20 protein-coding genes are annotated in these 23,386 nt (G+C 60.7%); 12 read left to right on the plus strand and 8 right to left on the minus strand.

Annotated elements, in window-relative coordinates; genetic code table 11:
• Positions 1 to 61 precede the first annotated feature (61 nt).
• From ACMGF8_RS15085 to ACMGF8_RS15105, 5 genes are all read left to right on the plus strand, one after another.
• Positions 62 to 586 carry a DUF6586 family protein gene (locus ACMGF8_RS15085; RefSeq protein ID WP_416760099.1) on the plus strand — a complete coding sequence of 175 codons (525 nt, stop codon included), beginning with the start codon at positions 62 to 64 and terminating at the stop codon, positions 584 to 586.
• Positions 587 to 636: 50 nt separating this feature from the next.
• Entirely contained in the window at positions 637 to 1,680 is a 1,044-nt protein-coding gene (locus tag ACMGF8_RS15090; RefSeq protein WP_416760101.1) for a hypothetical protein, read from the plus strand.
• Positions 1,677 to 2,696, plus strand: a complete 1,020-nt coding sequence (locus ACMGF8_RS15095; RefSeq protein WP_416760103.1) for a hypothetical protein — start codon at positions 1,677 to 1,679, stop codon at positions 2,694 to 2,696. Before ACMGF8_RS15090 ends, ACMGF8_RS15095 begins: the two co-directional genes overlap by 4 nt.
• Positions 2,697 to 2,699: 3 nt before the next feature.
• Positions 2,700 to 3,257 (plus strand): LemA family protein, encoded by a 558-nt coding sequence (locus ACMGF8_RS15100; protein ID WP_416760104.1) that lies wholly within the window; start codon positions 2,700 to 2,702, stop codon positions 3,255 to 3,257.
• A gap of 158 nt (positions 3,258 to 3,415) precedes the next feature.
• Positions 3,416 to 3,649, plus strand: coding sequence for a hypothetical protein (locus tag ACMGF8_RS15105; protein ID WP_102864101.1), 234 nt, complete (start codon positions 3,416 to 3,418; stop codon positions 3,647 to 3,649).
• A 106-nt stretch (positions 3,650 to 3,755) separates the two neighbouring features.
• On the opposite strand, the gene sulA is transcribed toward ACMGF8_RS15105, so the two are convergent.
• Together sulA and lexA are read right to left on the minus strand one after the other, a co-directional pair.
• Positions 3,756 to 4,229 (minus strand): SOS-induced cell division inhibitor SulA, encoded by a 474-nt coding sequence (gene sulA / locus ACMGF8_RS15110; RefSeq protein ID WP_250329364.1) that lies wholly within the window; start codon positions 4,227 to 4,229, stop codon positions 3,756 to 3,758.
• A 10-nt stretch (positions 4,230 to 4,239) separates the two neighbouring features.
• Positions 4,240 to 4,845, minus strand: a complete 606-nt coding sequence (gene lexA, locus ACMGF8_RS15115) for a transcriptional repressor LexA (RefSeq protein ID WP_102863772.1) — start codon at positions 4,843 to 4,845, stop codon at positions 4,240 to 4,242.
• A gap of 251 nt (positions 4,846 to 5,096) precedes the next feature.
• Between lexA and ACMGF8_RS15120 the strand changes: the two genes are divergently transcribed.
• Both ACMGF8_RS15120 and nagZ read left to right on the plus strand, forming a co-directional pair.
• Complete coding sequence (locus tag ACMGF8_RS15120; RefSeq protein ID WP_016967101.1) at positions 5,097 to 5,804, plus strand: TetR/AcrR family transcriptional regulator; 708 nt, start codon at positions 5,097 to 5,099, stop codon at positions 5,802 to 5,804.
• 187 nt (positions 5,805 to 5,991) lie between these two features.
• A complete protein-coding gene (gene nagZ, locus ACMGF8_RS15125; RefSeq protein WP_207167331.1) occupies positions 5,992 to 7,002 on the plus strand; it encodes a beta-N-acetylhexosaminidase in 1,011 nt (336 codons plus the stop codon).
• A gap of 51 nt (positions 7,003 to 7,053) precedes the next feature.
• Here the strand turns inward: nagZ and ACMGF8_RS15130 are convergent, their stop codons facing one another.
• The 3 genes from ACMGF8_RS15130 to mfd are packed head-to-tail and all read right to left on the minus strand — an operon-like array spanning position 7,054 to position 13,782.
• Positions 7,054 to 9,744: an SNF2-related protein gene (locus ACMGF8_RS15130; protein WP_416760108.1), complete on the minus strand. Its 2,691-nt coding sequence runs from the start codon at positions 9,742 to 9,744 to the stop codon at positions 7,054 to 7,056.
• 11 nt (positions 9,745 to 9,755) lie between these two features.
• Positions 9,756 to 10,322 (minus strand): CsiV family protein, encoded by a 567-nt coding sequence (locus ACMGF8_RS15135; protein WP_416760110.1) that lies wholly within the window; start codon positions 10,320 to 10,322, stop codon positions 9,756 to 9,758.
• Positions 10,323 to 10,332: 10 nt separating this feature from the next.
• Positions 10,333 to 13,782, minus strand: a complete 3,450-nt coding sequence (mfd, locus tag ACMGF8_RS15140) for a transcription-repair coupling factor (RefSeq protein ID WP_102863768.1) — start codon at positions 13,780 to 13,782, stop codon at positions 10,333 to 10,335.
• Between the two features lie 354 nt (positions 13,783 to 14,136).
• Here mfd and ACMGF8_RS15145 point away from each other — a divergent pair, with 354 nt between their 5' ends.
• On the plus strand, positions 14,137 to 15,600 hold the full coding sequence (locus tag ACMGF8_RS15145) for a glyceraldehyde-3-phosphate dehydrogenase (protein WP_102863767.1): 1,464 nt from the start codon (positions 14,137 to 14,139) through the stop codon (positions 15,598 to 15,600).
• A 110-nt stretch (positions 15,601 to 15,710) separates the two neighbouring features.
• Here ACMGF8_RS15145 and ACMGF8_RS15150 read toward each other — a convergent pair whose 3' ends face one another.
• Positions 15,711 to 17,003 carry an MFS transporter gene (locus ACMGF8_RS15150; protein ID WP_207816194.1) on the minus strand — a complete coding sequence of 431 codons (1,293 nt, stop codon included), beginning with the start codon at positions 17,001 to 17,003 and terminating at the stop codon, positions 15,711 to 15,713.
• A gap of 322 nt (positions 17,004 to 17,325) precedes the next feature.
• On the opposite strand from ACMGF8_RS15150, the gene ACMGF8_RS15155 reads away from it, so the two are divergent.
• Both ACMGF8_RS15155 and sthA read left to right on the plus strand, forming a co-directional pair.
• Positions 17,326 to 18,303: an FAD:protein FMN transferase gene (locus ACMGF8_RS15155; RefSeq protein ID WP_207816192.1), complete on the plus strand. Its 978-nt coding sequence runs from the start codon at positions 17,326 to 17,328 to the stop codon at positions 18,301 to 18,303.
• A 201-nt stretch (positions 18,304 to 18,504) separates the two neighbouring features.
• Positions 18,505 to 19,899 (plus strand): Si-specific NAD(P)(+) transhydrogenase, encoded by a 1,395-nt coding sequence (gene sthA / locus ACMGF8_RS15160; protein WP_016967736.1) that lies wholly within the window; start codon positions 18,505 to 18,507, stop codon positions 19,897 to 19,899.
• 42 nt (positions 19,900 to 19,941) lie between these two features.
• Here the strand turns inward: sthA and ACMGF8_RS15165 are convergent, their stop codons facing one another.
• Positions 19,942 to 20,664, minus strand: a complete 723-nt coding sequence (locus tag ACMGF8_RS15165) for a glycerophosphodiester phosphodiesterase (RefSeq protein ID WP_016967735.1) — start codon at positions 20,662 to 20,664, stop codon at positions 19,942 to 19,944.
• A 50-nt stretch (positions 20,665 to 20,714) separates the two neighbouring features.
• Positions 20,715 to 21,302: a PilZ domain-containing protein gene (locus ACMGF8_RS15170; protein WP_102863764.1), complete on the minus strand. Its 588-nt coding sequence runs from the start codon at positions 21,300 to 21,302 to the stop codon at positions 20,715 to 20,717.
• Between the two features lie 94 nt (positions 21,303 to 21,396).
• Here ACMGF8_RS15170 and ACMGF8_RS15175 point away from each other — a divergent pair, with 94 nt between their 5' ends.
• Together ACMGF8_RS15175 and lolD are read left to right on the plus strand one after the other, a co-directional pair.
• A complete protein-coding gene (locus ACMGF8_RS15175) occupies positions 21,397 to 22,647 on the plus strand; it encodes a lipoprotein-releasing ABC transporter permease subunit (protein WP_102863763.1) in 1,251 nt (416 codons plus the stop codon).
• A gap of 7 nt (positions 22,648 to 22,654) precedes the next feature.
• Positions 22,655 to 23,338 carry a lipoprotein-releasing ABC transporter ATP-binding protein LolD gene (lolD, locus tag ACMGF8_RS15180; RefSeq protein ID WP_162884123.1) on the plus strand — a complete coding sequence of 228 codons (684 nt, stop codon included), beginning with the start codon at positions 22,655 to 22,657 and terminating at the stop codon, positions 23,336 to 23,338.
• Positions 23,339 to 23,386: the final 48 nt, after the last annotated feature.

The raw sequence follows: 23,386 nt of genomic DNA on the forward strand, positions 1-23,386 counted from the left end.
AGTGATCCTTGAAACTGTGCCGTCCGCATTCGGTTCTCTTCTTGTAGTGGAGGCTGCCTACATGGCCCACGAGCTCTATACCCGTACCAATCAGAAAATCTACTTTGCCGGCTTGGCCCTCGAGTCCCTGGCCCGGGCCGAAGAGGGGCGGGCGATGAATGCCCAGGCACAGGTTCAGGCCGGGCGCGAATCGGTGCTGTTCCACCTGTACGGTGCCTTGCTGGGGCTATGCCACGAAATTGCAGGGTTCTACCGGCTACCGCAGGCCAATACTGCGCGGGTCGAGCAGATCCTTAGCCGTGAAGTGCTGGATAGCATTGCGATTCCCGAGCTGGCGGAGCTGGTGGAATTGGCGCAGAGCCCGCAGACCTGGCTGGCGCAACTGCTATCCGCTTACAGCGAACTCTTTCAACCGCCGCGAGCACCACACAAGCCCAAGGGTGATGTGACCCAGCCGCTGATCGTGGCGGTCAATCTGGACGAGGAAGAGTCGGAGCTGGAACTGAGCCGGGAAGAGTTGGAAAGTTGGCGGCAGAATCTCAAGGCCCTGGCCATTCGTTTTCGAGATGGCTTGAACGAGTGTTGAGCCTGAGCGTCGCTTGATGCGCGACGCGTTTAATTGATCAAGGAAGATTTATGTTGTTCTTCTTGCGTGACCAAGCGCTAGTTCGCCTGCTGAGCGATTGCCAGATGCGAGTCATCAACGCTCAGTCCAAGGCGGATCTGCTGGAGGTGCTCGACCGGTTGGAGATATTCCCCGGTGGCCTGGAGTTCGATCATGTGCAGTCAATAACGCTCCTGGTGCTGGCGTTTGCCGCGCTAGCGGCTGGGTTGTTGATGGATGGCATGGGCGGAATGTTCTGGGTGTTTGTGGCTCTTTGTTTCTTCAGCTACCGGGTCAGCAAGGGCGTCTCTGGGGCGTTGACGGATCTGGCGGAGAGCATTACCCGCAAGTGCATGATGTTGGGCAACGACTTGAGCGAATTCGACAGCAGTGCCGACTGGCGCCTGAAGAGACTGGACAACGAGTTCACCGATTACCAGCGGGGCGGCGAGATTGAGCAGCGCCGTATCCTGGACTCGCTCCAGGGGGTGTATCGAGGAGAGCGGCATTCGCTGGCATTCGAGTATCACCATCTACGATATGTGATCTCCAGTCGCGAACGTGAGGCCAGCGGAGGCTTCAGGACGGTTTACACGAACTACCACCGCTACAGTCTGGTGGTGGATTTCCCTTGGGTGAGAGAGATTGCGGTTCGGTCCAGCCCCTTGGAAATACCGCTGTCTGGACAGCCCTTCAAGACCGACCGCGACGATTTCAATCAGACCTTTGTGCTGCGCGGCATTGACCCCGCCCGTTGCGAGCGCTTCGCCACGCTTGCGACGCTGGATCTGTTGATGGCGCTTTCGCGCCAGCTCCATGGGGTCAATCTGGAGTTCTCCAGCCAGGGACGGCTCTGCCTGAGCTTCAACAATGAAGACATCATGGCTTATGCCGATCCGGGGGCGCTGAGTGATCTGGCGGTCTTTCGTGAGCGGATCGAGGCTGGCATCGAGTTGCCGAGGTTGTATCCGTTGTTGGCGCAGATAGAGCGGTTGGCCCAGCAGCACGACGGTCATGTTGTTGCTGCTGTCGTTCCACAGACTTCTGAATCCGGCGAATTGAGCAAGGAAGAATGATGCAGTTTCTCAAGCATGATGCCGAGCTGGTCCGCTTGTTGGCCAACTGCGACGCGGAAGTTGCGCGCGCCAGGTCAAACGAGGATTTGCTGAAGGTTATCGACAAGCTCCGCACTTTCAAAGGTGGGTTGAAATTCGATCATGCCCAGCCCCTGGTGCTGTTGATGCTGGCTATTGCTGCGGCCGTGCCTGCCATGGCTGGTGTGATCCCGATGGTGTTTGTTGCGGCGTGCCTGGGTTTTGCCAGTCTGTACATCTGGATGAGCCGTAAGGCGGTCTTTGACGAGCTACCGAAGAAGATAGCCCGTAAATGTTCGTTCCTCAGTAATGGTCTGTGGGACCCGGGTGGATCAGCTGATGAGCGTTTCAGGCAATTGAGCGGTGAGTTTGATGACTATGACCGTGGCAATGACAGTCGTCGTATCGAGGCTTCGGCCAAGGGGGTCTATCAGGGAGCTCGGCACGAGCTGTCTTTTGTCTTTCACCACCTGCGTTATGTGAACTCACATATCAAGAAAAAATCCGATGGCGAGTCCGAGCGGGTGTATGAGAGCTTCGATCGCTTCAGTCTGGTGGTGGAGTTCCCCTGGGTGAGGGGCGTGGCAGTGCGCAGCAATCTCCCGGATAAAAAAATTACCAGGCGCAAGGTCTTCGAGACTACCTTCGATGACTTCAACAGGACTTTCATGTTTTGTGGTGAGAGTGAGCTGGCTTGCGCAAGGTTCGCAACGCCCACCACCCTGGTTTTCTTGTTGGGTCTTTGTCGGCAGCTGAAGAATGTGAATCTGGAGTTTTCCAGTCAGGGGCGCTTGTGTCTGAGCTTCGATGATGCCGAAGTCATGGCCTATCAGGACCCGGGAACCCTTGAGGACCTTCCGGGCTTCTACGCAAAGATCAAGCAGGGGCTTAAATTGCCGAACCTTTTTCCGGTTCTGGCCCTCGTGCATGAGTTGGCGGAGTTGCAGGACAACAATTTCGAGCTTCCGCTGACAGTCACCGATGATATGGAGCAGTAGGGTATGGAATTGTTGTTATTGATTGCGATTGTCTTGGGTGTTCTTGCCTATGTGCATTACAACAAGATCGTCAGCGCTTATAACCGCGTGCAACGGGCCTGGTCAGATGTGCTCACCTACCAGAGGCAGAAGATCAAGGTGCTGGATGTGCTTGAGCCGCAAGTGGCCGGTTTTCAGGATTACGAAAGCCAGTTGCTGGGGAAAATAGTCGGGCTCCGTAGCGCTATCACCAGCTTGCCATCTGTGGCGGATGGCGAGGCGTTGAAGTTGGTGGATCGGGAGACCAAGGCGTTGCTGGGAGGGTTGAACCTGGCGTTTGAAGCCTATCCCGAGCTCAAGTCTGCGGAGCTGATGAACAACCTGATGCGTGAGGTAGCCGAGCAGGAGGGCAATGTCAGCGGCGCCATTACCCTGTTCAATCTGAATGTGGAGCATTTCAATAACAGCATTCAGTTGTTTCCCGGCTCGCTGGTTAATCGGTTGACCCTGAAAAAGTCACTGGTCACGCCGTTTTCCGACAGCCAGGCGTCGGCGGGTTTTGAATACAAGCCGAATTTCTGAGGGGCTCTGCTGCGCCTCTTTGGCGGGTTCGGCTTAGGGGGCATCGGGTGGAGAAGGGAAGGTGGCGCGTCGAGCAGTGGCTGCTGCCATGCAAGATCCTGAGCGAGGTGGGGGTTATGACTGATATAATCCCCGCCTTTCGTGGAGACCAGACTTTTATGCCAACGTCCTTTCTAGAAATTGTCGAATTGCCAGACGGTCGTATTGAGCTGCGCAGAGCTGAGGACGAGGGTTCTCTGGTTACTTTGGATTTTTCCGAGGATGCCAAAGTCTTTTTGCAAGGTCAGCATGTGGAAGTGGCCAAGGCCATGTTGAGCGTCGGCGTGCAGATGGCCGGACGCTTGGTTGAAGGTGAAATCGACAAGGAAGACGGTCCGCGGGTTCTCCACTAAACCCGTTTATCGGTTTTCTTCCGGTTATTCGTCATATTTGTTTCGGCTTCTCAATCCTGGAGAAGCCTCGCGTCATTCAAGCGCATTTACTGTGACTTCCCGGTATTTATCCCAGGCGAATATTCAGGCTTTGCGCATCACCCGTGCGTGCGGCACTGATCAATTGTTGCCGAGCACTGCCGCTTAGCGGGTTCAGCCAACTGACCACGGTATGGCTGCGGCCCAGTCTTAAGGCTTCACAAGCGAGCTGCTGCGGGCTTTGATTACCCCGTGGATGCAGCAGCAGGATGCGCTCGCGATTCAGTCCAGCCTCCCGCAACCAGCTTTGGGTCAGGCTGGATGGAGGGGCGATCAGGGTCAGCCAGCGGGCGTCCTGATCCTGACTCAGCTCCCTGAGGATGGGGGCCAGAAGGTTCAGGCAGTTCCCGGTGGCGCCGCGCAGCGACAGTTCACTGAAGGCTTCTGGATCGTTGTTCCAGGGCGATTCGACCGCTTCCTTGAGTGCGGGCGCCAGTGGCTGGGCCAGGAACGCTTCGAACAGTGGTAGTTGTGCTTGCTGTGGTGTCTGGGGGAACTGCATGGAGCCTCCTTTAGCGGCGAATGACGCCGACACTCAAGCCTTCGATCACCAGTTCCTGATCTTTCAGGTTGACTTCGATAGGGGCAAATTCCGGATTCTCGGCGATCAGCCAGACCTTGCTGCCTTCGCGCTTGAAGCGCTTGACCGTGACTTCATCGCCGATGCGCGCTACTACAATCTGGCCATTACGAGCTTCGCGGGTGGTATGCACCGCGAGCAAGTCGCCGTCGAAGATGCCGATGTCTTTCATGCTCATGCCTTGGACCCGAAGCAAGTAGTCGGCGCGAGGATTAAAGAAGGTCGGGTTAATGTTGCAGGACTCTTCGATGTGCTGTTGGGCGAGAATAGGGGCGCCGGCGGCGACACGACCAATGATGGGTAGCGAGTCGTCGGTTTTGGCTTCAAAACCGGGGATGCGAATGCCGCGAGAGGCTCCTGGAGTCATCTCGATAGCGCCTTTGCGGGCCAGAGCCTTGAGGTGTTCTTCGGCGGCATTGGGTGACTTGAAGCCCAGCTCCTGAGCAATTTCGGCACGGGTGGGGGGATACCCGTTGTCTTCGAGGCAGCGTTTGATAAAAGCCAGAATCTCAGCTTGGCGTGGCGTCAGTTTTAGCATGTCGATCGCTCTGTCTTTTTATACAGTGACTGGGATTATATACAGTGAGTGTCACTTGGCAATCCTCCTTTTTCTGGGGGTTACCGGGCGGTCGTCATCCTGATGCTGGAATCCGTTGCCGAAGGCTGGCTACAGAGGTCGGTAGGTATGATTAAATAGCGCGCCGTATGGCCTCTGCAGAGGCCGGCAGGCTTGACATTGCAGAGCCTGAAACGTATGTTTCAAACAAGTGTTTGTCAGGCGGAGTAGCCATGGCCCAGTCGGAAACCGTTGAACGCATTCTCGATGCTGCCGAGCAGTTGTTCGCGGAAAAAGGTTTTGCCGAAACCTCGTTGCGGCTGATCACCAGCAAGGCCGGGGTCAACCTGGCGGCAGTCAACTATCATTTCGGTTCCAAGAAGGCGTTGATCCAGGCAGTGTTCTCGCGCTTCCTTGGACCTTTCTGCATCAGTCTTGATCGCGAGCTGGAGCGGCGGCAGTCAAAACCGGACAGCAAGCCGAGTCTTGAGGAACTGTTGGAAATCCTCGTCGAACAGGCGCTGGTGGTGCAGCCTCGTAGTGGTAACGATCTGTCGATCTTCATGCGTCTGCTGGGACTGGCCTTTAGTCAGAGCCAGGGCCATTTGCGGCGTTATCTGGAAGACATGTATGGCAAGGTATTCCGCCGTTATATGTTGCTGGTTAACGAAGCGGCGCCGCGTATTCCCCCCATCGAGTTGTTTTGGCGTGTGCACTTCATGCTGGGTGCTGCGGCCTTCAGCATGTCTGGTATCAAGGCGCTGCGTGCCATTGCCGAGACCGATTTCGGGGTCAATACCTCCATCGAGCAGGTGATGCGGCTGATGGTGCCGTTCCTCGCCGCCGGCATGCGTGCCGAAACCGGGGTCACAGACGAAGCCATGGCTAGCGCTCAGCTCAAGCCGCGTAGCAAGTCGGCCCCGGCAGTCGCCAAGGCTTGACCTCACGGGTGGGCGCGACAGCTTACATCCGCTAAGCTAGCCGCCCATGCCGATTCCCGTTTTTACCCCTGTGCTTTCCTCTCGTCGATGTCGATCGGCTCGGCTGTGTCCCTCGCGGATACGGCCTTGTCTGCGTCGCCAGGAAGCCATCGCTGATGGCGCGCGTATTTGTGATTAAGGAAATTTTATGACCGTTGGCCTGCAAGGCTCCTTGATGGTGGACGTCGCCGGTACTTGGCTGACGGCTGAAGATCGCCAACTCCTGCGCCAGCCGCAAGTGGGTGGATTGATCATCTTTGCTCGCAATATCGAGCATCCGCGCCAGGTGCGTGAGCTCTGTGCGGCGATCCGCGCCATCCGTCCTGATCTGCTATTGGCGGTGGATCAGGAAGGTGGCCGGGTACAGCGGCTACGCCAGGGCTTTGTTCGTCTGCCGGCCATGCGCGCCCTCGCGGATAACCCGAATGCCGAATACCTGGCTGAACAGTGTGGCTGGATAATGGCCACCGAAGTGCTGGCTGTGGGCCTTGATCTGAGTTTTGCTCCGGTCCTGGACCTTGATCATCAGCGCAGTGCGGTAGTGGGCAGTCGGGCTTTCGAGGGGGATGCGGAGCGCGCGGCGTTGTTGGCCGGTGCCTTTATCCGCGGCATGAACAGCGCCGGGATGGCGGCCACGGGCAAGCATTTCCCCGGGCATGGCTGGGCCGAGGCCGATTCCCATGTGGCGATTCCCAACGACGAGCGCAGCCTGGATGAGATTCGTGCCAAGGACCTGCTGCCATTTGCGCGCCTGAGCAAGCAACTGGCGGCAGTGATGCCGGCTCATGTGATCTACCCGCAAGTCGACCCCCAGCCGGCCGGTTTCTCTCGGCGCTGGTTGCAGGACATCCTGCGCGGCGAGCTGCAATTTGACGGGGTGATCTTCAGTGATGACTTGTCCATGGCCGGCGCTCACGTGGTGGGGGATGCCGCGAGCCGGATCGAAGCCGCTCTTGGTGCCGGTTGTGACATGGGCCTGGTGTGCAATGACCGTGCTGCGGCCGAGCTGGCATTGAGCGCGGCGCAGCGCCTGAAAGTGCAGCCGTCGCCGCGCATTGCACGGATGCGTGGTCAGGCGTTTGCCAATGTCGAGTACAAGCAGGACCCTCGCTGGCTCAAGGCCCTGGAGGCGTTGAGGGCTGCCCAGCTGATTGACTGAGGACGCCGGACTAATGGGCACCAGGAGCAACTCCCGGGTGCCCATATCGGGTCAGCGGCCGGCTTTGTTGTCTGGCAGCGGGGCGAACAGGGCTTCGATGTCTTCGCTCTGCAGTTTCCAGTCGCCGGCCTTGCGTCCGTCCAGTACGCCTGCCGCCAGGTCCGACTTCTCCTGTTGCAGGAGCTGGATCTTCTCCTCCACGGTGCCCCGGGCAATGAGCTTGTAGACGAACACCGGCTTTTCCTGGCCGATGCGGTAGGCGCGGTCGGTAGCCTGGCTCTCGGTCGCCGGGTTCCACCACGGATCGTAGTGGATCACGGTGTCGGCCTCGGTCAGATTCAGGCCCACGCCGCCCGCTTTGAGGCTGATCAAAAAGATCTGCAGCTTGCCGCTCTGGAAATCCCGCACCGGCGTGCGCCGATCCCGGGTCTGGCCGGTGAGCAGGGCGTAGGCGATTTTGCGTCGTTTGAGCTCGGCTTCGATCAGGCTCAGCATCGAGGTGAACTGCGAAAACAGCAGAATGCGCCGGCCTTCTTCGAACAACTCCTCAAGCATCTCCATCAGACTGTCGAGTTTGCCCGACGAGCTGCCCCGCGCCGGGGGCGAGTCGTTGACCAGGCGCAGGTCGCAGCACACCTGGCGCAGCTTGAGCAGCGCTTCGAGGATGATGATCTGGCTGCGCGCTACGCCCTTGCGGGTGATCTCGTCGCGGACTTTCTTGTCCATGGCCAGGCGCATGGTTTCGTAGACATCACGTTGCGCCTCGTTGAGCTCGACCCAATGGATGATCTCGGTCTTGGGCGGTAGCTCGGTGGCCACCTGCTCCTTGGTGCGGCGCAGCAGGAAGGGTTTGATCCGGCCGTTGAGGTGCTGCAGGCGCACTTCGCTGGCGTGCTTTTCGATCGGCACCCGGTAGTCGCGGTTGAAGCTCCTGGCATCGCCAAGCCAGCCCGGCAACAGGAAGTGGAACAGCGACCAGAGTTCTCCAAGATGGTTTTCCAGGGGCGTGCCAGACAGGCACAGGCGCTGCCGGGCGTTGAGTTCGCGTGCGGCTTGGGCGGCCTTGCTCGACGGGTTCTTGATGTACTGCGCCTCGTCTAGGATCAGTACGTGCAAGGGCTGCGCGGCCAGCAGTTCAACATCCTTGGGCAGCAGTGCATAGGTGGTCAGCAGCAGGTCGTAGTCGGCCAGTTGCGCGAAGTGTTTCTTGCGTCCCGCGCCATACAGCGCCAGAACCTTGAGTTGCGGGGTGAAATGTGCCGCTTCGTCCAGCCAGTTGGGAATCAGGCTGGTGGGCATGACCACCATGCAAGGGCGGTCCAGGCGGCCGGTGTTTTTCTCGCTGAGGATATGGGCCAGGGTCTGCAGGGTTTTGCCCAGGCCCATGTCATCGGCGAGGATGCCGCCCACTTCCAGCTGGCGCAGGGACTGCATCCAGCTCAAGCCTTCCTGTTGATAGGGGCGCAGGGTGGCATTCAACCCTTCTGGCACCGGCGCCGAGTAGTCCTTGATGTCGCGCAGGCGCTGGGCAAAGGTGCGGATATGCTCGCCACCCTCCCAGAGCAGCGGCAGGTCCTGCAGTGGGTTCAGGCGTGTGGCATCGGCACTGCTCAGGCGCAGGGCGGTTTCCCCGGGCTCATGCAGATAGAACTCACCCAGGGTTGCCAGCACCGGTTTCAGGCGGCCGTAGGGCAGTGCCACTTGCAGCGGGCCGTGCAAGGAATTGGGTCGGTTGGGAATGTTCACCAGGATCAACTCATCGTCACGGCGCCTGGCCAGGCGTTCCGGGTTGAGGAGTTCGGTGTGGGAGCGCATCAGGTTAAGTAGGATCGGCAGCAGGCTTAGGCGCTCGCCATTGACGATGATCCCCAGTTCCAGGTCGAACCAGTCGCGCCCTGGCGCTTCGTCGACGCTGGCGTACCAGTCGTCCACGGCTGTCAGGTCGAAGCCGAAGCCTTCGTCGATCTGCAGCTCCCAGCCCTGGTTGCGCAGCTTGGGCAGCTCATTGAGGGTGAAGGTCAGCCAGGCGCTGTCGTTGACCATCTCGAACAGCTCGCCGGCGCTTTCCGGTAACGCCTTGCTCTGCCGGGTGGCGATCTTGAAACCCAGGTTTCGCAGTTGCTCGCGCCAGCCTTGCTCACGCTCGGGGTGGCGCTTTATACGCAGGGTCTGATGCTCCTGGCGGATGATCACATCGGCATACTTCTGGCCGCTGACGTGTTCGCCCATGTAGTTGAATGACAGTGCGGCGCGGTGTTGGATATAGCGCTGCATCTTGCCGTTGCGTGGTTCGAAAGCGCTGAATTCGATGCTTGCCAGCCACAGGCGCGGCACGGGTTGCACATCCTCCAGCAAGTGCTGTGGCGGCGCGGCGGGGCGGCGGCTGTCGAGGACAGCGGAGAGTTTCTCCAGCAGCTCGGCATCCTTGGCTGCGGCGGGGAAGGCCAGGGTTTCTTCCACTTGCAACAGCACGGCGGCGATGTGTTTGCAGTTGCTGCGGACCGGGCAGGTGCAATGGGCGTCGATCAGCAGCAGGTTGCCCTTGCTCGATTCTCGCAGGCTGATGTTCTGCCGATAGACATTGCCACCGGAGCCTTCGCAACTGGCAGTGATAGCGCTGTCTGCGGCAGTCACGATGCGCACGCGTCTTTCCAGGGCGTAACGCCGGCCACGCTCCAAGGTTTGTTCCTTGAAGCGATTGACCCAGGACGGGGCCAGGGGTTTGGTCAGGGGCGGGGTCATAGGGACTTCGATCAGTCCGGTATTTCAGTTGGAGCAGGGCGCGGCGCCGGTGCGGTGAGCGAGGTGATCTTGATCAGCAGCGCCAGGTGGCCGTTGTCCAGGTAGTTGAGCTGACCGTTCTTGGTGTGGCTTTGCTGCTTCAGGCGTTCGCTGCGGGTGACCAGGCCATTGCTGTCGATCTGGTTGATCCAGAAGTCTGCGTCCACATCGGTGAAGCGCCCGAGCTTGAGGTTCAGGGTGCCCTCGATGGGGAACTGGCCGAATTGCTCCGGCCCGTCGCTGAGGGCCACCTTGACCGGGGTTTCCCCCAGGGTCTGCTGCCAGGCCTTGTGCAGCAGCACGCTGTAGTTGCCGCTGGCGTTGAGCTTCTCGACGATCCCGCTCAGGGACGGGGTGCGCTGGCTGTCCGGGCTCAGGCGTTGAGCGCCGGCGACCCAGTCTTCCGGGGCAGCACGGCTGAGGATCTGCGGCTCGGCATTCTGCCGTACAAGGATCATTTCCACCTGGTACAGGTCGTCGGCAAACGCCATCGGCGCGATCAGAGTCAAGAGCAGGGACAGGGAGCGGAACAGGCGCATGGGGCGTCCTTCAAGCAGTTTTCGGGGTGAGGCGTTCAAACAGCGCCTCCAGTGTATTAAAGCGCTCTTCCGGGCGCTCCATCGGCACCATGAACTTGAACAGGGTTGCGCCTTCGAATTTGTAGCGTTTGGGCTGGCTCTGAATCAGTTTGATCAGTGCCAATGGGTCCACCGGCGTATCCGCGGCAAACTCGATGCGCCCGCCTTGCGGGCCGCCATCGACCTTCTTGATCCCCAGGGTTTCGGCCTGGAGTTTGAGCAGGGTCAGGCGGACCAGGTTCTTGGTCGGCTCCGGCAGCAGGCCGAAGCGGTCGATCATCTCCACTTGCAGGTCCTTCAAGCCGTCCTCGTCGGTCGCCGAGGCGATGCGCTTGTAGAGGATCAGGCGGGCGTGGACATCCGGCAGGTAGTCCTCGGGAATCAACGCCGGCAGGCGCAGGTTGATTTCCGGGCCGCCGCCCAGGGGCTGGTCGAGGTTCGGCTGTTCGCCCTTGCGGATGGCCTTCACCGCGCGCTCGAGCATCTCCATATAAAGGGTGAAGCCCACAGCCTGGATCTGCCCGCTCTGGCCGTCGCCCAGCAGCTCGCCAGCGCCGCGAATCTCCAGGTCGTTGGTGGCCAGCACGAAACCGGCCCCCAGGTCCTGGGTATTGGCGATGGCTTCCAGGCGCTTTTCAGCGTCCGGGGTGATTTGCTGGCGCGGGGGTGTCAGCAGGTAGGCATAGGCCTGGTGGTGACTACGGCCGACCCGACCGCGCAACTGGTGCAACTGGGCCAGGCCGAACTTGTCGGCGCGTTCGATGATGATGGTGTTGGCGCTCGGCACGTCGATCCCGGTCTCGATGATGGTCGAGGCGATCAGCACGTTGAAGCGCTTGTGGTAGAAGTCGCTCATCACCTGTTCGAGTTCGCGTTCGCGCATCTGCCCATGGCCGATGCCGATCCGTGCTTCGGGCACCAGTTCGGCCAGGTCGGCGGCGCATTTCTCGATGGTTTTAACGTCGTTGTGCAGGTAGTACACCTGGCCGCCACGCAGCAGTTCACGCAGCAGGGCCTCTTTGACCGTGCTCTGGTTCTGCTCCATGACAAAGGTGCGCACCGACAGGCGTCGCGCCGGCGGCGTGGCGATGATCGACAAGTCGCGCATGCCCGAGACGGCCATGTTCAGGGTTCGCGGGATCGGCGTGGCGGTCAGGGTGAGGATGTCGACTTCGCTGCGCAGGGCCTTGAGCTGTTCCTTCTGGCGCACCCCGAAACGGTGTTCTTCGTCGATGATCACCAGCCCCAGGTTCTTGATCTTCACATCGTCCTGCAGCAGCTTGTGGGTGCCGATGACGATGTCGATCTTGCCTTCGGCCAGGTCCGCCACCGCGGCGTTCACTTCCTTGGCCGACTTGAAGCGGCTCATCACCTCCACGGTCACCGGCCAGTCGGCGAAGCGGTCGCGGAAGCTGTTGTAGTGCTGTTGGGCGAGCAGGGTGGTGGGCACCAGGATGGCCACTTGCTTGCCGCCGTGGACCGCAATGAAAGCGGCGCGCATGGCCACTTCAGTCTTGCCGAAGCCGACGTCGCCGCACACCAGGCGGTCCATCGGTTTGCCCGAGAGCATGTCCTCGCGCACCGCTTCGATGGTGCTCTGCTGGTCCGGGGTTTCCTCGAAGGGGAAGCCGGCGCTGAAGGTGGCGTAGTCGGCCTTCGGATCGGCGAAGGCGTAACCTTCCCGGGCGGCGCGCCGGGCATAGATGTCCAGCAGCTCGGCGGCCACATCGCGCACTTGCTCGGCGGCCTTGCGCTTGGCTTTCTGCCAGGCTTCGGAACCGAGGCGGTGCAACGGCGCCAGGGCGTCGTCGCTGCCGGTGTAGCGGGCGATCAGGTGCAGGTTGGCCACGGGCACATAGAGCTTGGCGCCCTCTGCGTATTCCAGGGTCAGGAACTCGGCGGCCTGGTTGTCGATCTCCAGGGTCGCCAGGCCCAGGTAGCGGCCGACACCGTGGTCGATGTGCACCACCGGCGCGCCTTCGCGCAGCTCGGTGAGGTTCTTGATCACTGCATCGTTATTGGCGTCGGCGCGTTTTTCCCGGCGCCGACGCTGCATCACCCGCTGGCCGAACAGTGGGCTTTCCGCCACCAGGGCCAGGGCCGGATCGTCCAATACCAGTCCCTCGTCCAGAGGGGCAATGGTGATCGCCAGGCGCTCCTTGCTGGCGACGAAATCCGGCCAGCTGTCGACGGTCTTCGGTCGCAGCTTGAGGCGTTCCAGCAACTCCAGCAGCACTTCCCGGCGGCCGGCGGATTCGGCGGTGAACAACACTCGGCCGGGGAACTCGTCGAGGAAGCCCGAGAGCGCCGCCAGCGGCTGGTTGGCCTTGGCTTCGATAGCCAGGTTGGGCAATTCGTGGGCCGGGAAACGCTCGCGGCCGACGCCGGTTTCGATGTCCTGCTGGCTGGCCACCACCCGTGGCCAGTTTTTCAGGCGGGCGAAGCAGTCTTCCACCGGCAGGAACAGTTCCGCCGGAGGCAGGAGCGGGCGCGATGGATCAACGCGGCGCTCTTCATAGCGGTTGCGTACATCGTTCCAGAAGTTTTCCGCGGCCTGTTCGATGCCCGGCAGGGAGAACACCTGGGTGTCCTGGGGCAGGTAGTCGAACAGGGTCGAAGTCTCTTCGAAGAACAGCGGCAGGTAGTACTCGATACCGGCCGGGGTAATCCCGCTGCTCAGGTCCTGGAAGATCGGGCAGCGGCGGAAGTCCACGTCGAAGCGTTCGCGAAAGCGCGCCTTGAAGCGAGTCACTGCTTCTTTCTGCAGAGGGAATTCCTTGGCTGGCAGCAGGCGCACCGAGTCGACCTTGTCGATGGAGCGCTGGTTCTCCGGATCGAAGGTGCGCAGGGTCTCGATTTCGTCGTCGAACAGGTCGATGCGGTAAGGCAACTTGCTGCCCATGGGGAACAGGTCGATCAAGGCGCCGCGCACGGTGAATTCGCCGTGCTCATAAACTGTATCGACGTAGCGGTAGCCGCTGGCCTCCAGGCGCGTGCGCATCTGTTCCACATCGAGCTTCTGGCCAACGTCCAGTACCAGGCTGCTGCCCAGCAGGAACTGGGTTGGCGCCAGGCGGTGCAGGGCGGTGGTGATGGGCACCACCAGTACGCCGTGCTCCAGCTCCGGCAGCCGGTAGAGGCTGGCGATGCGCTGGGAAATGATGTCCTGGTGCGGCGAGAACAGGTCGTAGGGCAGGGTTTCCCAATCGGGGAAATGCAGCACCGGCAGATCCGGGGCGAAGAAGCCCAGTTCCTGTTCCAGCCGGTCAGCGCTTTGGCTGTCGGCGGTCAGCAGGAGGGTAAAGCGCTTGGCGGCGCTGGCGGCTTCGGCGATGGCCAGGCTCAGGGCGGCACCGGGCAGGTTGCCCCAATGCTGTTTACCGGCGGCGGCAGGGAGTAGCGGTAGACGCAGGACGGGCACGGACGGTCAAGCTCCAAGCGTTGCGACGAAAGTCGGTAATTGTAACGGCCCCGGGTGGCCACTGTCAGTGGCTGATGCGTCTATTACGCCGGTCAGGGCAAATGTAGTGGCTATGACAACATAATGTGCTTTTTTGGCGGAAATGTAGTGCCGAATTTGCTCGGTGTTACGGAGGGTTACATACAGGTTGCTTGGCTGTCCAAAAAATTGACGCGGCTGGAAGCCGCGGTTTTACTGGCCTCCAGCATAGTGGTGTTTTTTTGCAAGGGCTTTTTGTTACGTTCCGCACGACAGGCGCGCATTGCTACGAGAGGGACTCGGCGTCATAATGTAGCCCCTTTTTTCTGCCCCTACATGTGGAAGGTTCCCGTGACTCAGAAGCCCGACCAGTGTCTTGGTGAATGGATCGACCGTGAAGCACTCGCAGAAGCGATGATTCCGCTTATCGGTCAGCTCTACCGCAATAACAATGTGGTGAGCTCGATCTATGGCCGCAGCCTGATCAACCAGTCTGTCATCGCGATTCTCAAGGCTCATCGCTTTGCTCGCCATCGCTCCTCCGACGACAGCGAACTCTCCGTCCACGAAACATTCCCTCTGCTTAAAGCAATGAGCGAGCTCAAGCTCGGCGCAGCTTCGGTAGACCTGGGCAAGTTGGCGTTCAAATTCCGTAACGAAGGCAATGGCCGCAGCGCCGAGCAGTTCGTTCGCGAAGAAATGGCTGACGTGGTTGGCCAGCAAAACGCTTCAGCCCGCAAAGGCACTGACGTTGTCCTGTACGGCTTCGGTCGTATCGGCCGTCTGCTGGCGCGCATCCTGATCGAGAAAACCGGTGGTGGCGACGGCCTGCGTCTGCGCGCCATCGTGGTGCGCAAAGGCGCCGAAAACGACCTGACCAAGCGCGCCAGCCTGCTGCGTCGCGATTCGGTACACGGTTCGTTCAACGGCACCATCACCATCGACGAAGAAAACAACACCATCACCGCCAACGGCAACCTGATCCAGGTGATCTACGCGAAGAACCCGACCGAGGTGGACTACACCCAGTACGGGATCAAGAATGCGCTGCTGGTGGACAACACCGGTGTATGGCGTGATGCCGACGGCCTGGGCCAGCACCTGACCTGCCCGGGTATCGACCGCGTGGTTCTGACCGCGCCTGGCAAAGGCAAGCTGAAGAACATCGTTCACGGTATCAACCACAACGAAATCACTGCTGACGACAAGATCGTGTCCGCCGCTTCCTGCACCACCAACGCCATCGTGCCGGTGCTCAAGGCGGTGAATGACAAGTTCGGCATCATCAACGGTCACGTTGAAACCGTTCACTCGTACACCAACGACCAGAACTTGATCGACAACTTCCACAAGGGCGATCGCCGTGGCCGTAGCGCCGCGCTGAACATGGTGATCACCGAGACGGGTGCTGCTACCGCTGCTGCCAAGGCCCTGCCTGAGCTGGCCGGCAAGCTGACCGGTAACGCGATCCGCGTTCCAACGCCAAACGTGTCGATGGCCATTCTCAACCTGAACCTTGAGAAAGCCGCCACCCGTGAAGAGATGAACGAGTACCTGCGCTACATGGCGCTGCACTCCGATCTGCATAAGCAAATCGACTTCGTCAATTCGCAGGAAGTGGTGTCCACCGACTTCGTGGGTTCGCGTCACGCCGGTGTTGTCGACGCTGAAGCGACCATCGTTCAGGACAACCGCGTTGTTCTGTACGTCTGGTACGACAACGAGTTCGGTTACAGCTGCCAGGTTGTGCGCGTGATGGAAGACATGGCAGGGGTCAACCCGCCAGCATTCCCACGCTAAGCGACTGCTGAAATGAAAACGCCCCGACTTGTCGGGGCGTTTTTGTTTGTGGCTTTCGCCTGCGAGGCCGGCGTCATTTGTAGGTGCCAACTTGTCCGCGCTGTTGGCTGTCAGGCGCTGCCAGCCGCCTGCGCTGTACGCAGTTCGTGGCGGTTGCCACGGAACAGCACCAGTGTCGCAATCAGCCCCAGCACCGCCGCGCCGCTGAGCCAGATGCCCGGTGCCGCCTGGTTGCCCAGAACGTGGATCAGGTAGGTGCAGGCCGCCGGGGTAAAGCCGCCGAAGGTTGCGGTTGCCAGGCTGTAGGCCAGCGAGAAGCCGGTGGTGCGCACTTCTACCGGCATGATTTCAGTCAGGGCCACCACCATCGCGCCGTTGTACGAGCCATAGAGGAAGGACAGCCACAGCTCGACGATCAGCAGGTGGCTGAAGCTGGGGTTGGCCACCAGCCAGGACAGCGCCGGGTAAGCGGTGAAGATGGCCAGGATGGTGGCGCCCAGCAGCAGCGGTTTACGACCGACGCGGTCCGACAGCGAGCCCATGACCGGCAGCCAGAAGAAGTTCGACAGGCCGATGCACACAGTCACCAGCAGGGCGTCGAAGTCCGACAGGTGCAGCTCGGCCTTGCCAAAGGTCGGGGTGTAGGCGGTGATCAGGTAGAAGGACACGGTGGTCATCACCACCAAGGCCATGCCGGCAATGACGACTCCGAAGTTCTGACTGATGGAGCGGATGACTTCCTGCAGGGTGGGGCGATGTTTGCGGGCCTGGAACTCGGGTGTTTCCTCGAGAGAGCGGCGGATCATGAAGATTGCCGGAACAATCATGCAGCCCACCAGGAACGGCACGCGCCAGCCCCAGTCACCCATTTGTTGGGGGCTCAGCCAGTGGTTCAGACCCACCCCCAGCAAGCCGGCAAACACCACGGCCGCCTGTTGGCTTGCCGATTGCCAGCTGACGAAGAAGCCCTTGCGACCCGGTGTCGAGATCTCGGCCAGGTACACCGACACGCCACCCAGTTCCACGCCAGCGGAAAAGCCCTGCAGCAAGCGACCCAGCAGCACCAGCAGTGGAGCGGCGACGCCGAGAGTGGCGTAGCCCGGCACGCAGGCAATCAGCACAGTGCCCGCGGCCATCAGTACCAGGGTAATGATCAGGCCCTGGCGGCGGCCGTGACGGTCGATGTAGGCGCCGAGGAAGATCGCTCCCAGTGGACGCATCAGGAAGCCGGCGCCGAAAGTGGCCAGGGACAGCATCAATGAAGCGAAAGCGCTGTCGGCCGGAAAGAAGGTCTTGGCGATTGCCGTGGCGTAGAAGCCATAGACCATGAAGTCGAACATCTCGAGAAAGTTGCCGCTGACAACGCGAAAGATCGCCTTGCCGTTGCCCGTGGTCGTGGACATTTTTTCACTCACTTTGGCTGTTTTGTTAGCAATCCCTGGTCAGTACTCGTCCTCACTGCAAAGGTGGGGCGCGAGGCAGCACGCTGAACAGTTTTGTAACAATATGTGTGCTGGTGGCGTCAGGCAACAAAAACTCTTGGGTGCTGCGCGATGGCTCTGGGTCGAGCTTCTGGTGCCGTCCAGGCTGGCAGGTCTGGCGCGCATGCCGCATCCGCCTGTCGCATAATGGCCATTTGTGTTGTCAGCTCGCCCTCTGGGGCAATTGATCTGGAGGGGAATCGTGTCGGGAGGGCGATGGTGGTGGAACGCATTGTGGGGGGCGATGGCGCTGTTGGCGGGCTGCGGTGGCGATCGCTTGCACAGCGTCTCCGGGCCGACCATGGGCAGCACCTACTCCGTTCAGTACGTGCAGCGCCCCGGCGTGCCGGATGAGTCGCGGGTCAAGGCCGAGGTCGAGCAAATCCTGGCCGAGGTTGATCGGCAGATGTCCACCTACCGCAGTGACTCGGATATCGAGCGTTTCAACGCCTTGCCCAGCAACAGCTGCCAACCGATGCCTGAGTCGGTGTTGCACTTGGCGCGAGTTGGCGAGCAGCTGTCCCGGGACAGTGGCGGCGCCTTTGATCTGACGGTGGAGCCGCTGCTCGACCTCTGGGGCTTTGGGCCTCAGGGGCGAGAAGAAAAAATTCCCAGTGCGTCAGCCCTGGCCGAGGCTCGGCAGCGGGTCGGACATGGGCACTTGCATATCGAAGGCCTGGAGCTGTGCAAGGATGCGCCGGTGGAGGTGGACTTCAACAGCCTTGCCGCCGGTTACGCAGTGGATCGCATCGCCGCGCGGCTTGCGCAGTTGGGAATCGACAGTTTTCTCGCCGAAGTCACTGGCGAGCTCAAGGCCGTGGGCCGCAAACCGGACGGCGCGCCCTGGCGTATCGCCCTGGAGGAGCCGCGGGACGACCAGCAGGTGGCCCAGCGGGTGATCGCACTGGACGGCTATGGTGTATCCACGTCTGGCGACTACCGTAATTACTTCGAGCAGGACGGCCAGCGCTATTCCCATACCTTCGATGCCAGGCTTGGCAAGCCCATCACTCACAGGCTGGCGTCGGTGACCGTGATTCATCCTTCGGCACTCATGGCCGATGGCCTCTCTACGCTGTTACTGATTCTTGGTCCCGAAGCAGGCTGGGACTACGCACAAAAACACCGTATCGGCGCATTTTTTGTGATGCGTGCCGATAAAGGCTTCGTCACACGTAGCAACCCGGCGTTCGATGCGCTGTTGGCCGGACCAAAACAATAACCAGGCACGCTGTTGTGAATGCTGTAGTGCAGGCAAAAGTAGCCTACGACGCGACCAAGGGTTAATGTGCGCGGCGTTGACGCTTCTATAGACTGTGCCCGGGTTCGTAACCGAGCCAAATTGATCCTTCATGCCGCTGGCCGCGGCATGATTTAGCCGGAGATGCCAGAAGGGCATCTCGGCCTGTTCTGAGGAGTACGCATGGCTGTCTACAACTACGACGTAGTGGTGCTGGGCTCGGGCCCCGCTGGAGAAGGTGCGGCAATGAACGCCGCGAAAGCAGGACGCAAAGTGGCGATGGTCGATAGCCGTCGCCAGGTCGGCGGCAACTGCACCCACCTGGGTACCATTCCGTCCAAGGCCCTGCGTCACTCGGTCCGGCAGATCATGCAGTTCAACACCAATCCGATGTTCCGGGCCATTGGCGAGCCGCGCTGGTTCTCCTTCCCGGACGTGCTCAAGAGCGCCGAGAAGGTGATTTCCAAGCAGGTGGCTTCGCGCACCGGCTACTACGCCCGCAATCGGGTCGACGTGTTCTTCGGCACTGGCAGCTTCGCCGACGAGCAGACCGTGGAAGTGGTTTGCGCCAATGGCGTGGTGGAAAAACTGGTAGCCAAGCACATCATCATCGCCACCGGTTCGCGTCCTTATCGCCCGGCGGACATCGATTTCAGTCACCCGCGTATCTACGATAGCGACACCATCCTCAGCCTTGGCCACACCCCGCGCAAACTCATCGTTTACGGCGCCGGGGTCATTGGTTGTGAATACGCCTCGATCTTCAGTGGTCTTGGGGTGTTGGTGGAACTGGTGGACAACCGCGGCCAGTTGCTCAGCTTCCTGGACTCGGAGATTTCCCAGGCCCTGAGCTACCACTTCAGCAACAACAACATCACCGTGCGCCACAACGAGGAATACGACCGCGTTGAAGGTGTGGACAACGGGGTGATCCTGCACTTGAAATCCGGCAAGAAGATCAAGGCCGACGCCTTGCTCTGGTGCAACGGCCGGACCGGCAACACCGACAAGCTGGGCATGGAGAATATCGGGGTCAAGGTCAACAGCCGCGGCCAGATCGAAGTCGACGAGAACTACCGCACCTGTGTGCCGAACATCTACGGTGCCGGTGACGTGATCGGCTGGCCAAGCCTGGCCAGTGCCGCCCATGACCAGGGACGCTCGGCCGCCGGCAGCATCGTCGACAATGGCAGCTGGCGCTTCGTCAACGATGTACCGACCGGGATCTACACCATTCCGGAGATCAGCTCGATCGGCAAGAACGAGCAGGAGCTGACCCAGGCCAAGGTGCCTTACGAAGTGGGCAAGGCGTTCTTCAAGGGCATGGCCCGTGCGCAGATCGCCGGCGAGCCGCAAGGCATGCTGAAGATCCTGTTCCATCGGGAAACCCTGGAGGTCCTCGGCGTGCATTGCTTCGGTTATCAGGCTTCGGAAATCGTCCACATTGGTCAGGCGATCATGAGCCAGCCGGGTGAGCACAACACCCTGAAGTACTTCGTCAACACCACCTTCAACTACCCGACCATGGCCGAAGCCTATCGGGTAGCAGCGTACGACGGCCTCAACCGGCTTTTTTGAGCGGCTCCGGCCGGTGGCCTGAGCCGGCCGGGGAGACCGATTTCAGTAATTCTCGAGGGTGGCGCTGGCCAAACCGGGAAAGTCTGTAATCAGGCTATCTACGCCGAAGTCGGCGAGCCTGCGCATCAGCGCGGGCTCGTTGACCGTCCACACTGACACATGCAAGCCCTGACGCTGCGCCCTTTGCAGTCGCTCCGGGGTGCACAGGGTCCAGTTCAGCGCAAGAATCTCGCAGCCATAGCTCTGGGCGACCTTCAAGGGGTCGAGCCAGGCGTATTCGGCTACCAGTCCGCGAGACAGGTCCGGGGTCAGTTCGACCGCCGCTTTCAGCACTTCCCGCGAGCTTGAGGTCACGGTGACCTTGTCCAGCAGGCCGAAGCGTTGGGCCATTTCCCGAATCGCCAGCACCGTCGTAGCGGCGCGGGTGCGTGAGGCGCTCTTGACTTCCAGCTGCCAGTGCTCGAAGTCGCATTTCTCGAACAGCTCTTCCAGGCGCGGAATAGGGCAGGGGCTGACCCAGCCCGGGCCGCCTTTGCGTGCGTCGTAGGTCACCAGTTCGGCGGCGGAATGCTCCACCACCTTGCCGCGCCGGTCAGTGGTGCGCTTGAGGGTCGGGTCGTGAATCACCATCAGCTCGCCGTCCATGGACAGGTGCAGGTCGAGCTCGCAGCGGCGCACGCCGTGCTTGAGACATTCCTGAAAGCTGGTCAGGGTGTTTTCCGGTGCTTCGCCTTTAGCGCCGCGATGGCCATAGATCAGGGTCACAATTGCTCCTTCACGGATGTTGTTCCTTAAGAGGGGGTCAGGCTTGCGGCTCAACCAGCGGCGGGGTCTGTCTGGTCCCGGGCCATGCGGCGTTGCTGAGCCTGTTTTTGCAGGATGTAGCGCGCCAGCAGTTGGCGCTGGGCATCGGTCAATGCTTCGAATTCGGTGCCGATCTCGAAGGTGCCGAAGCTCTGTGGCTCACAGTGGATGACCCTGGCTCGCAGCAGCAGACCCAGGGCTTGCGGCATCAACAGCAGTTTCACCGCCAGGTGGCTGCCGCTGGGATAGCTCAGATGGTGGTTGAACTCGATGCCGCCTTCGGAAAGGGTGACCCGCTGCGGTTCGCCGAACTTGCCGAACACGGTCTGCGCCACCACCTGGCTGAGCAGGTCGATGCGTTTGTTCATGGCCTTGAGGTAGCTGGCCAGGGTGCGATCGCGCTCGCTGACCTGGCGCAGCAGGTGCTGTGATTCGAATTCGCTCAGGTGCAGTTCGCTGAGTAGATTGAACAGCGGAGACTCATCCTGCAACACTTCCTTGCTCGCCGCGTCGTGGGCGGACAAGGGGCTAATTTCCAGTGCGATCGTGTCCTCGATACGGTAGTATTCGCGGCGATCTTCTTCATCTAATGTCGACATGGCGAACCCATGGTAGAGGCAGTGGTCTGAGTGTAAAGCTGCTTACCAGGCCCCGCCACAAGGACGTCTTCTTTTCCTCTGCACAAGCCCCGACATGTTCAGACCTCTGTTTGCTTTTATCGGCACGCGTTACACCCGTGCAAAGCGTCGCAATCATTTTGTGTCATTCATTTCCCTGACCTCGATGATCGGACTCGCCCTTGGCGTGATCGTGATGATCGTGGTGCTGTCGGTGATGAATGGCTTCGATCATGAAATGCGCACCCGCGTGCTGGGCATGGTGCCCCACGCCACCATCGAATCCGGTGAACCCATCAGTGACTGGCAAAGCCTGGCCGACAAGGTCAAGCAGAACCCGAAAGTCCTGGCGGTGGCGCCATTCACCCAGATGCAGGGCCTGCTGACCAACAACGGCCAGGTGCAGAAGGTGCTGCTCAACGCCATAGATCCTGGCAAAGAGCGGCAGGTGTCGATCATCGACCATTTCATGCAGCAGGGGCAGCTGGACGCGCTGGCGCCCGGTAGCTTCGGTATCGTCATCGGCGATAAGGCGGCCGCCAAGCTGGGGGTTGGCCTGGGGGACAAGCTGACCTTCGTTGCCCCGGAAGTCACGGTGACCCCGGCCGGCATGTTCCCGCGGATGAAGCGCTTTACCGTGGTGGGCATCTTTCATGTCGGCGCCGGCGAGATCGACGGCTACCTGGGCCTGACCAACCTGGAAGACCTGGGCCGCTTGCACCGCTGGAAGCCGGATCAGGTCCAGGGTCTACGCCTGAAGTTCGACGACCTGTTCCAGGCCCCGCGCACCGCTTGGGAAATCGCCCAGCAGTTGGGCGAGAACCACTTCTACGCCCGTGACTGGACCCGTACTCATGGCAACCTGTACCAGGCCATCCGTATGGAAAAAGCCATGATCGGCCTGCTCTTGCTGCTGATCGTCGCGGTCGCTGCATTCAACATCATCTCGACCCTGGTGATGGTGGTGAACGACAAAAAGGGCGACATCGCTATTCTGCGCACCCTGGGCGCTACGCCGGGCACCATCATGGCGATCTTCATGGTCCAGGGCACGGTGATCGGTGTGGTCGGCACCCTGATCGGTGCGGTGCTGGGGATGCTCGCAGCCTTGAATGTCAGTGCTGCGATCTCCGCCCTTGAAGGTCTGATCGGCCATAAATTCCTGAATGCCGACGTGTATTTCATCGACTACCTGCCGTCGCAACTGATGGCCGAGGACGTGTTGATGGTCTGCGGCGCGGCATTGGTCCTGAGTTTCCTCGCCACCCTGTATCCAGCCTGGCGTGCGGCGCGCACCCAGCCTGCGGAGGCGCTACGTTATGAGTGAGTTGGGCATGAGTGAAAAAGCAATCCTGAGCTGCCGTGACCTGGGCAAGTCCTACGAGGAAGGTCCGGAATCGGTGGTGGTCCTGTCCGGCCTGCAACTGGAGCTGCATCCGGGGGAGCGAGTGGCCATCGTCGGTACGTCGGGCTCCGGCAAGAGTACCTTGCTCAACTTGCTGGGCGGCCTGGATACGCCCTCCAAGGGCAGCGTCTGGCTGGCCGGCGAAGAACTCTCGGCACTGGGTGAGAAGGCTCGCGGTCAACTGCGCAATCGCGCCCTGGGCTTCGTCTACCAGTTCCACCACCTGCTGCCGGAGTTCACCGCACTGGAGAACGTCTGCATGCCGCTGCTGATCGGCCGTACACCGATTCCTGAAGCCCGTCAGCGTGCTACTGCGCTGCTGGAGCGGGTCGGCCTGGGTCATCGCCTGGAGCACAAGCCGGCCGAACTGTCCGGCGGTGAGCGTCAGCGGGTAGCCATCGCCCGGGCCCTGGTGAACCAGCCGGGGCTGGTGATGCTCGACGAGCCCACCGGCAACCTCGACTCGCACACGGCCCAGGGCATTCAGGACCTGATGCTGGAACTCAGCACTTCGATGCGTACCGCCTTCCTGGTGGTGACGCACGATATGAACCTGGCCCGGCAGATGGATCGCGTACTGCACCTGCAAGAAGGTCACCTGGTCGCCATCTGATGCGGCCGCACGCGGTGTCGGCGGCTGGCCCGTTGACACCGGGTCATT

Origin of the sequence: Pseudomonas sp. BNK-7, assembly GCF_048072025.1 — a bacterium.
In the GTDB taxonomy this organism is placed as follows: Bacteria; Pseudomonadota; Gammaproteobacteria; order Pseudomonadales; family Pseudomonadaceae; genus Aquipseudomonas; species Aquipseudomonas danubii.

Excerpts from the sequence above, each read along its gene's own strand:
- ACMGF8_RS15085 (WP_416760099.1), top strand. The coding sequence starts at position 62 with ATGGCCCACGAGCTCTATACCCGTACCAATCAGAAAATCTACTTTGCC.
- ACMGF8_RS15090 (WP_416760101.1), top strand. The coding sequence starts at position 637 with ATGTTGTTCTTCTTGCGTGACCAAGCGCTAGTTCGCCTGCTGAGCGAT.
- ACMGF8_RS15095 (WP_416760103.1), top strand. The coding sequence starts at position 1,677 with ATGATGCAGTTTCTCAAGCATGATGCCGAGCTGGTCCGCTTGTTGGCC.
- ACMGF8_RS15100 (WP_416760104.1), top strand. The coding sequence starts at position 2,700 with ATGGAATTGTTGTTATTGATTGCGATTGTCTTGGGTGTTCTTGCCTAT.
- ACMGF8_RS15105 (WP_102864101.1), top strand. The coding sequence starts at position 3,416 with ATGCCAACGTCCTTTCTAGAAATTGTCGAATTGCCAGACGGTCGTATT.
- sulA (WP_250329364.1), bottom strand. The coding sequence starts at position 4,229 with ATGCAGTTCCCCCAGACACCACAGCAAGCACAACTACCACTGTTCGAA.
- lexA (WP_102863772.1), bottom strand. The coding sequence starts at position 4,845 with ATGCTAAAACTGACGCCACGCCAAGCTGAGATTCTGGCTTTTATCAAA.
- ACMGF8_RS15120 (WP_016967101.1), top strand. The coding sequence starts at position 5,097 with ATGGCCCAGTCGGAAACCGTTGAACGCATTCTCGATGCTGCCGAGCAG.
- nagZ (WP_207167331.1), top strand. The coding sequence starts at position 5,992 with ATGACCGTTGGCCTGCAAGGCTCCTTGATGGTGGACGTCGCCGGTACT.
- ACMGF8_RS15130 (WP_416760108.1), bottom strand. The coding sequence starts at position 9,744 with ATGACCCCGCCCCTGACCAAACCCCTGGCCCCGTCCTGGGTCAATCGC.
- ACMGF8_RS15135 (WP_416760110.1), bottom strand. The coding sequence starts at position 10,322 with ATGCGCCTGTTCCGCTCCCTGTCCCTGCTCTTGACTCTGATCGCGCCG.
- ACMGF8_RS15145 (WP_102863767.1), top strand. The coding sequence starts at position 14,137 with ATGTGGAAGGTTCCCGTGACTCAGAAGCCCGACCAGTGTCTTGGTGAA.
- ACMGF8_RS15150 (WP_207816194.1), bottom strand. The coding sequence starts at position 17,003 with ATGTCCACGACCACGGGCAACGGCAAGGCGATCTTTCGCGTTGTCAGC.
- ACMGF8_RS15155 (WP_207816192.1), top strand. The coding sequence starts at position 17,326 with ATGGCGCTGTTGGCGGGCTGCGGTGGCGATCGCTTGCACAGCGTCTCC.
- sthA (WP_016967736.1), top strand. The coding sequence starts at position 18,505 with ATGGCTGTCTACAACTACGACGTAGTGGTGCTGGGCTCGGGCCCCGCT.
- ACMGF8_RS15170 (WP_102863764.1), bottom strand. The coding sequence starts at position 21,302 with ATGTCGACATTAGATGAAGAAGATCGCCGCGAATACTACCGTATCGAG.
- ACMGF8_RS15175 (WP_102863763.1), top strand. The coding sequence starts at position 21,397 with ATGTTCAGACCTCTGTTTGCTTTTATCGGCACGCGTTACACCCGTGCA.
- lolD (WP_162884123.1), top strand. The coding sequence starts at position 22,655 with ATGAGTGAAAAAGCAATCCTGAGCTGCCGTGACCTGGGCAAGTCCTAC.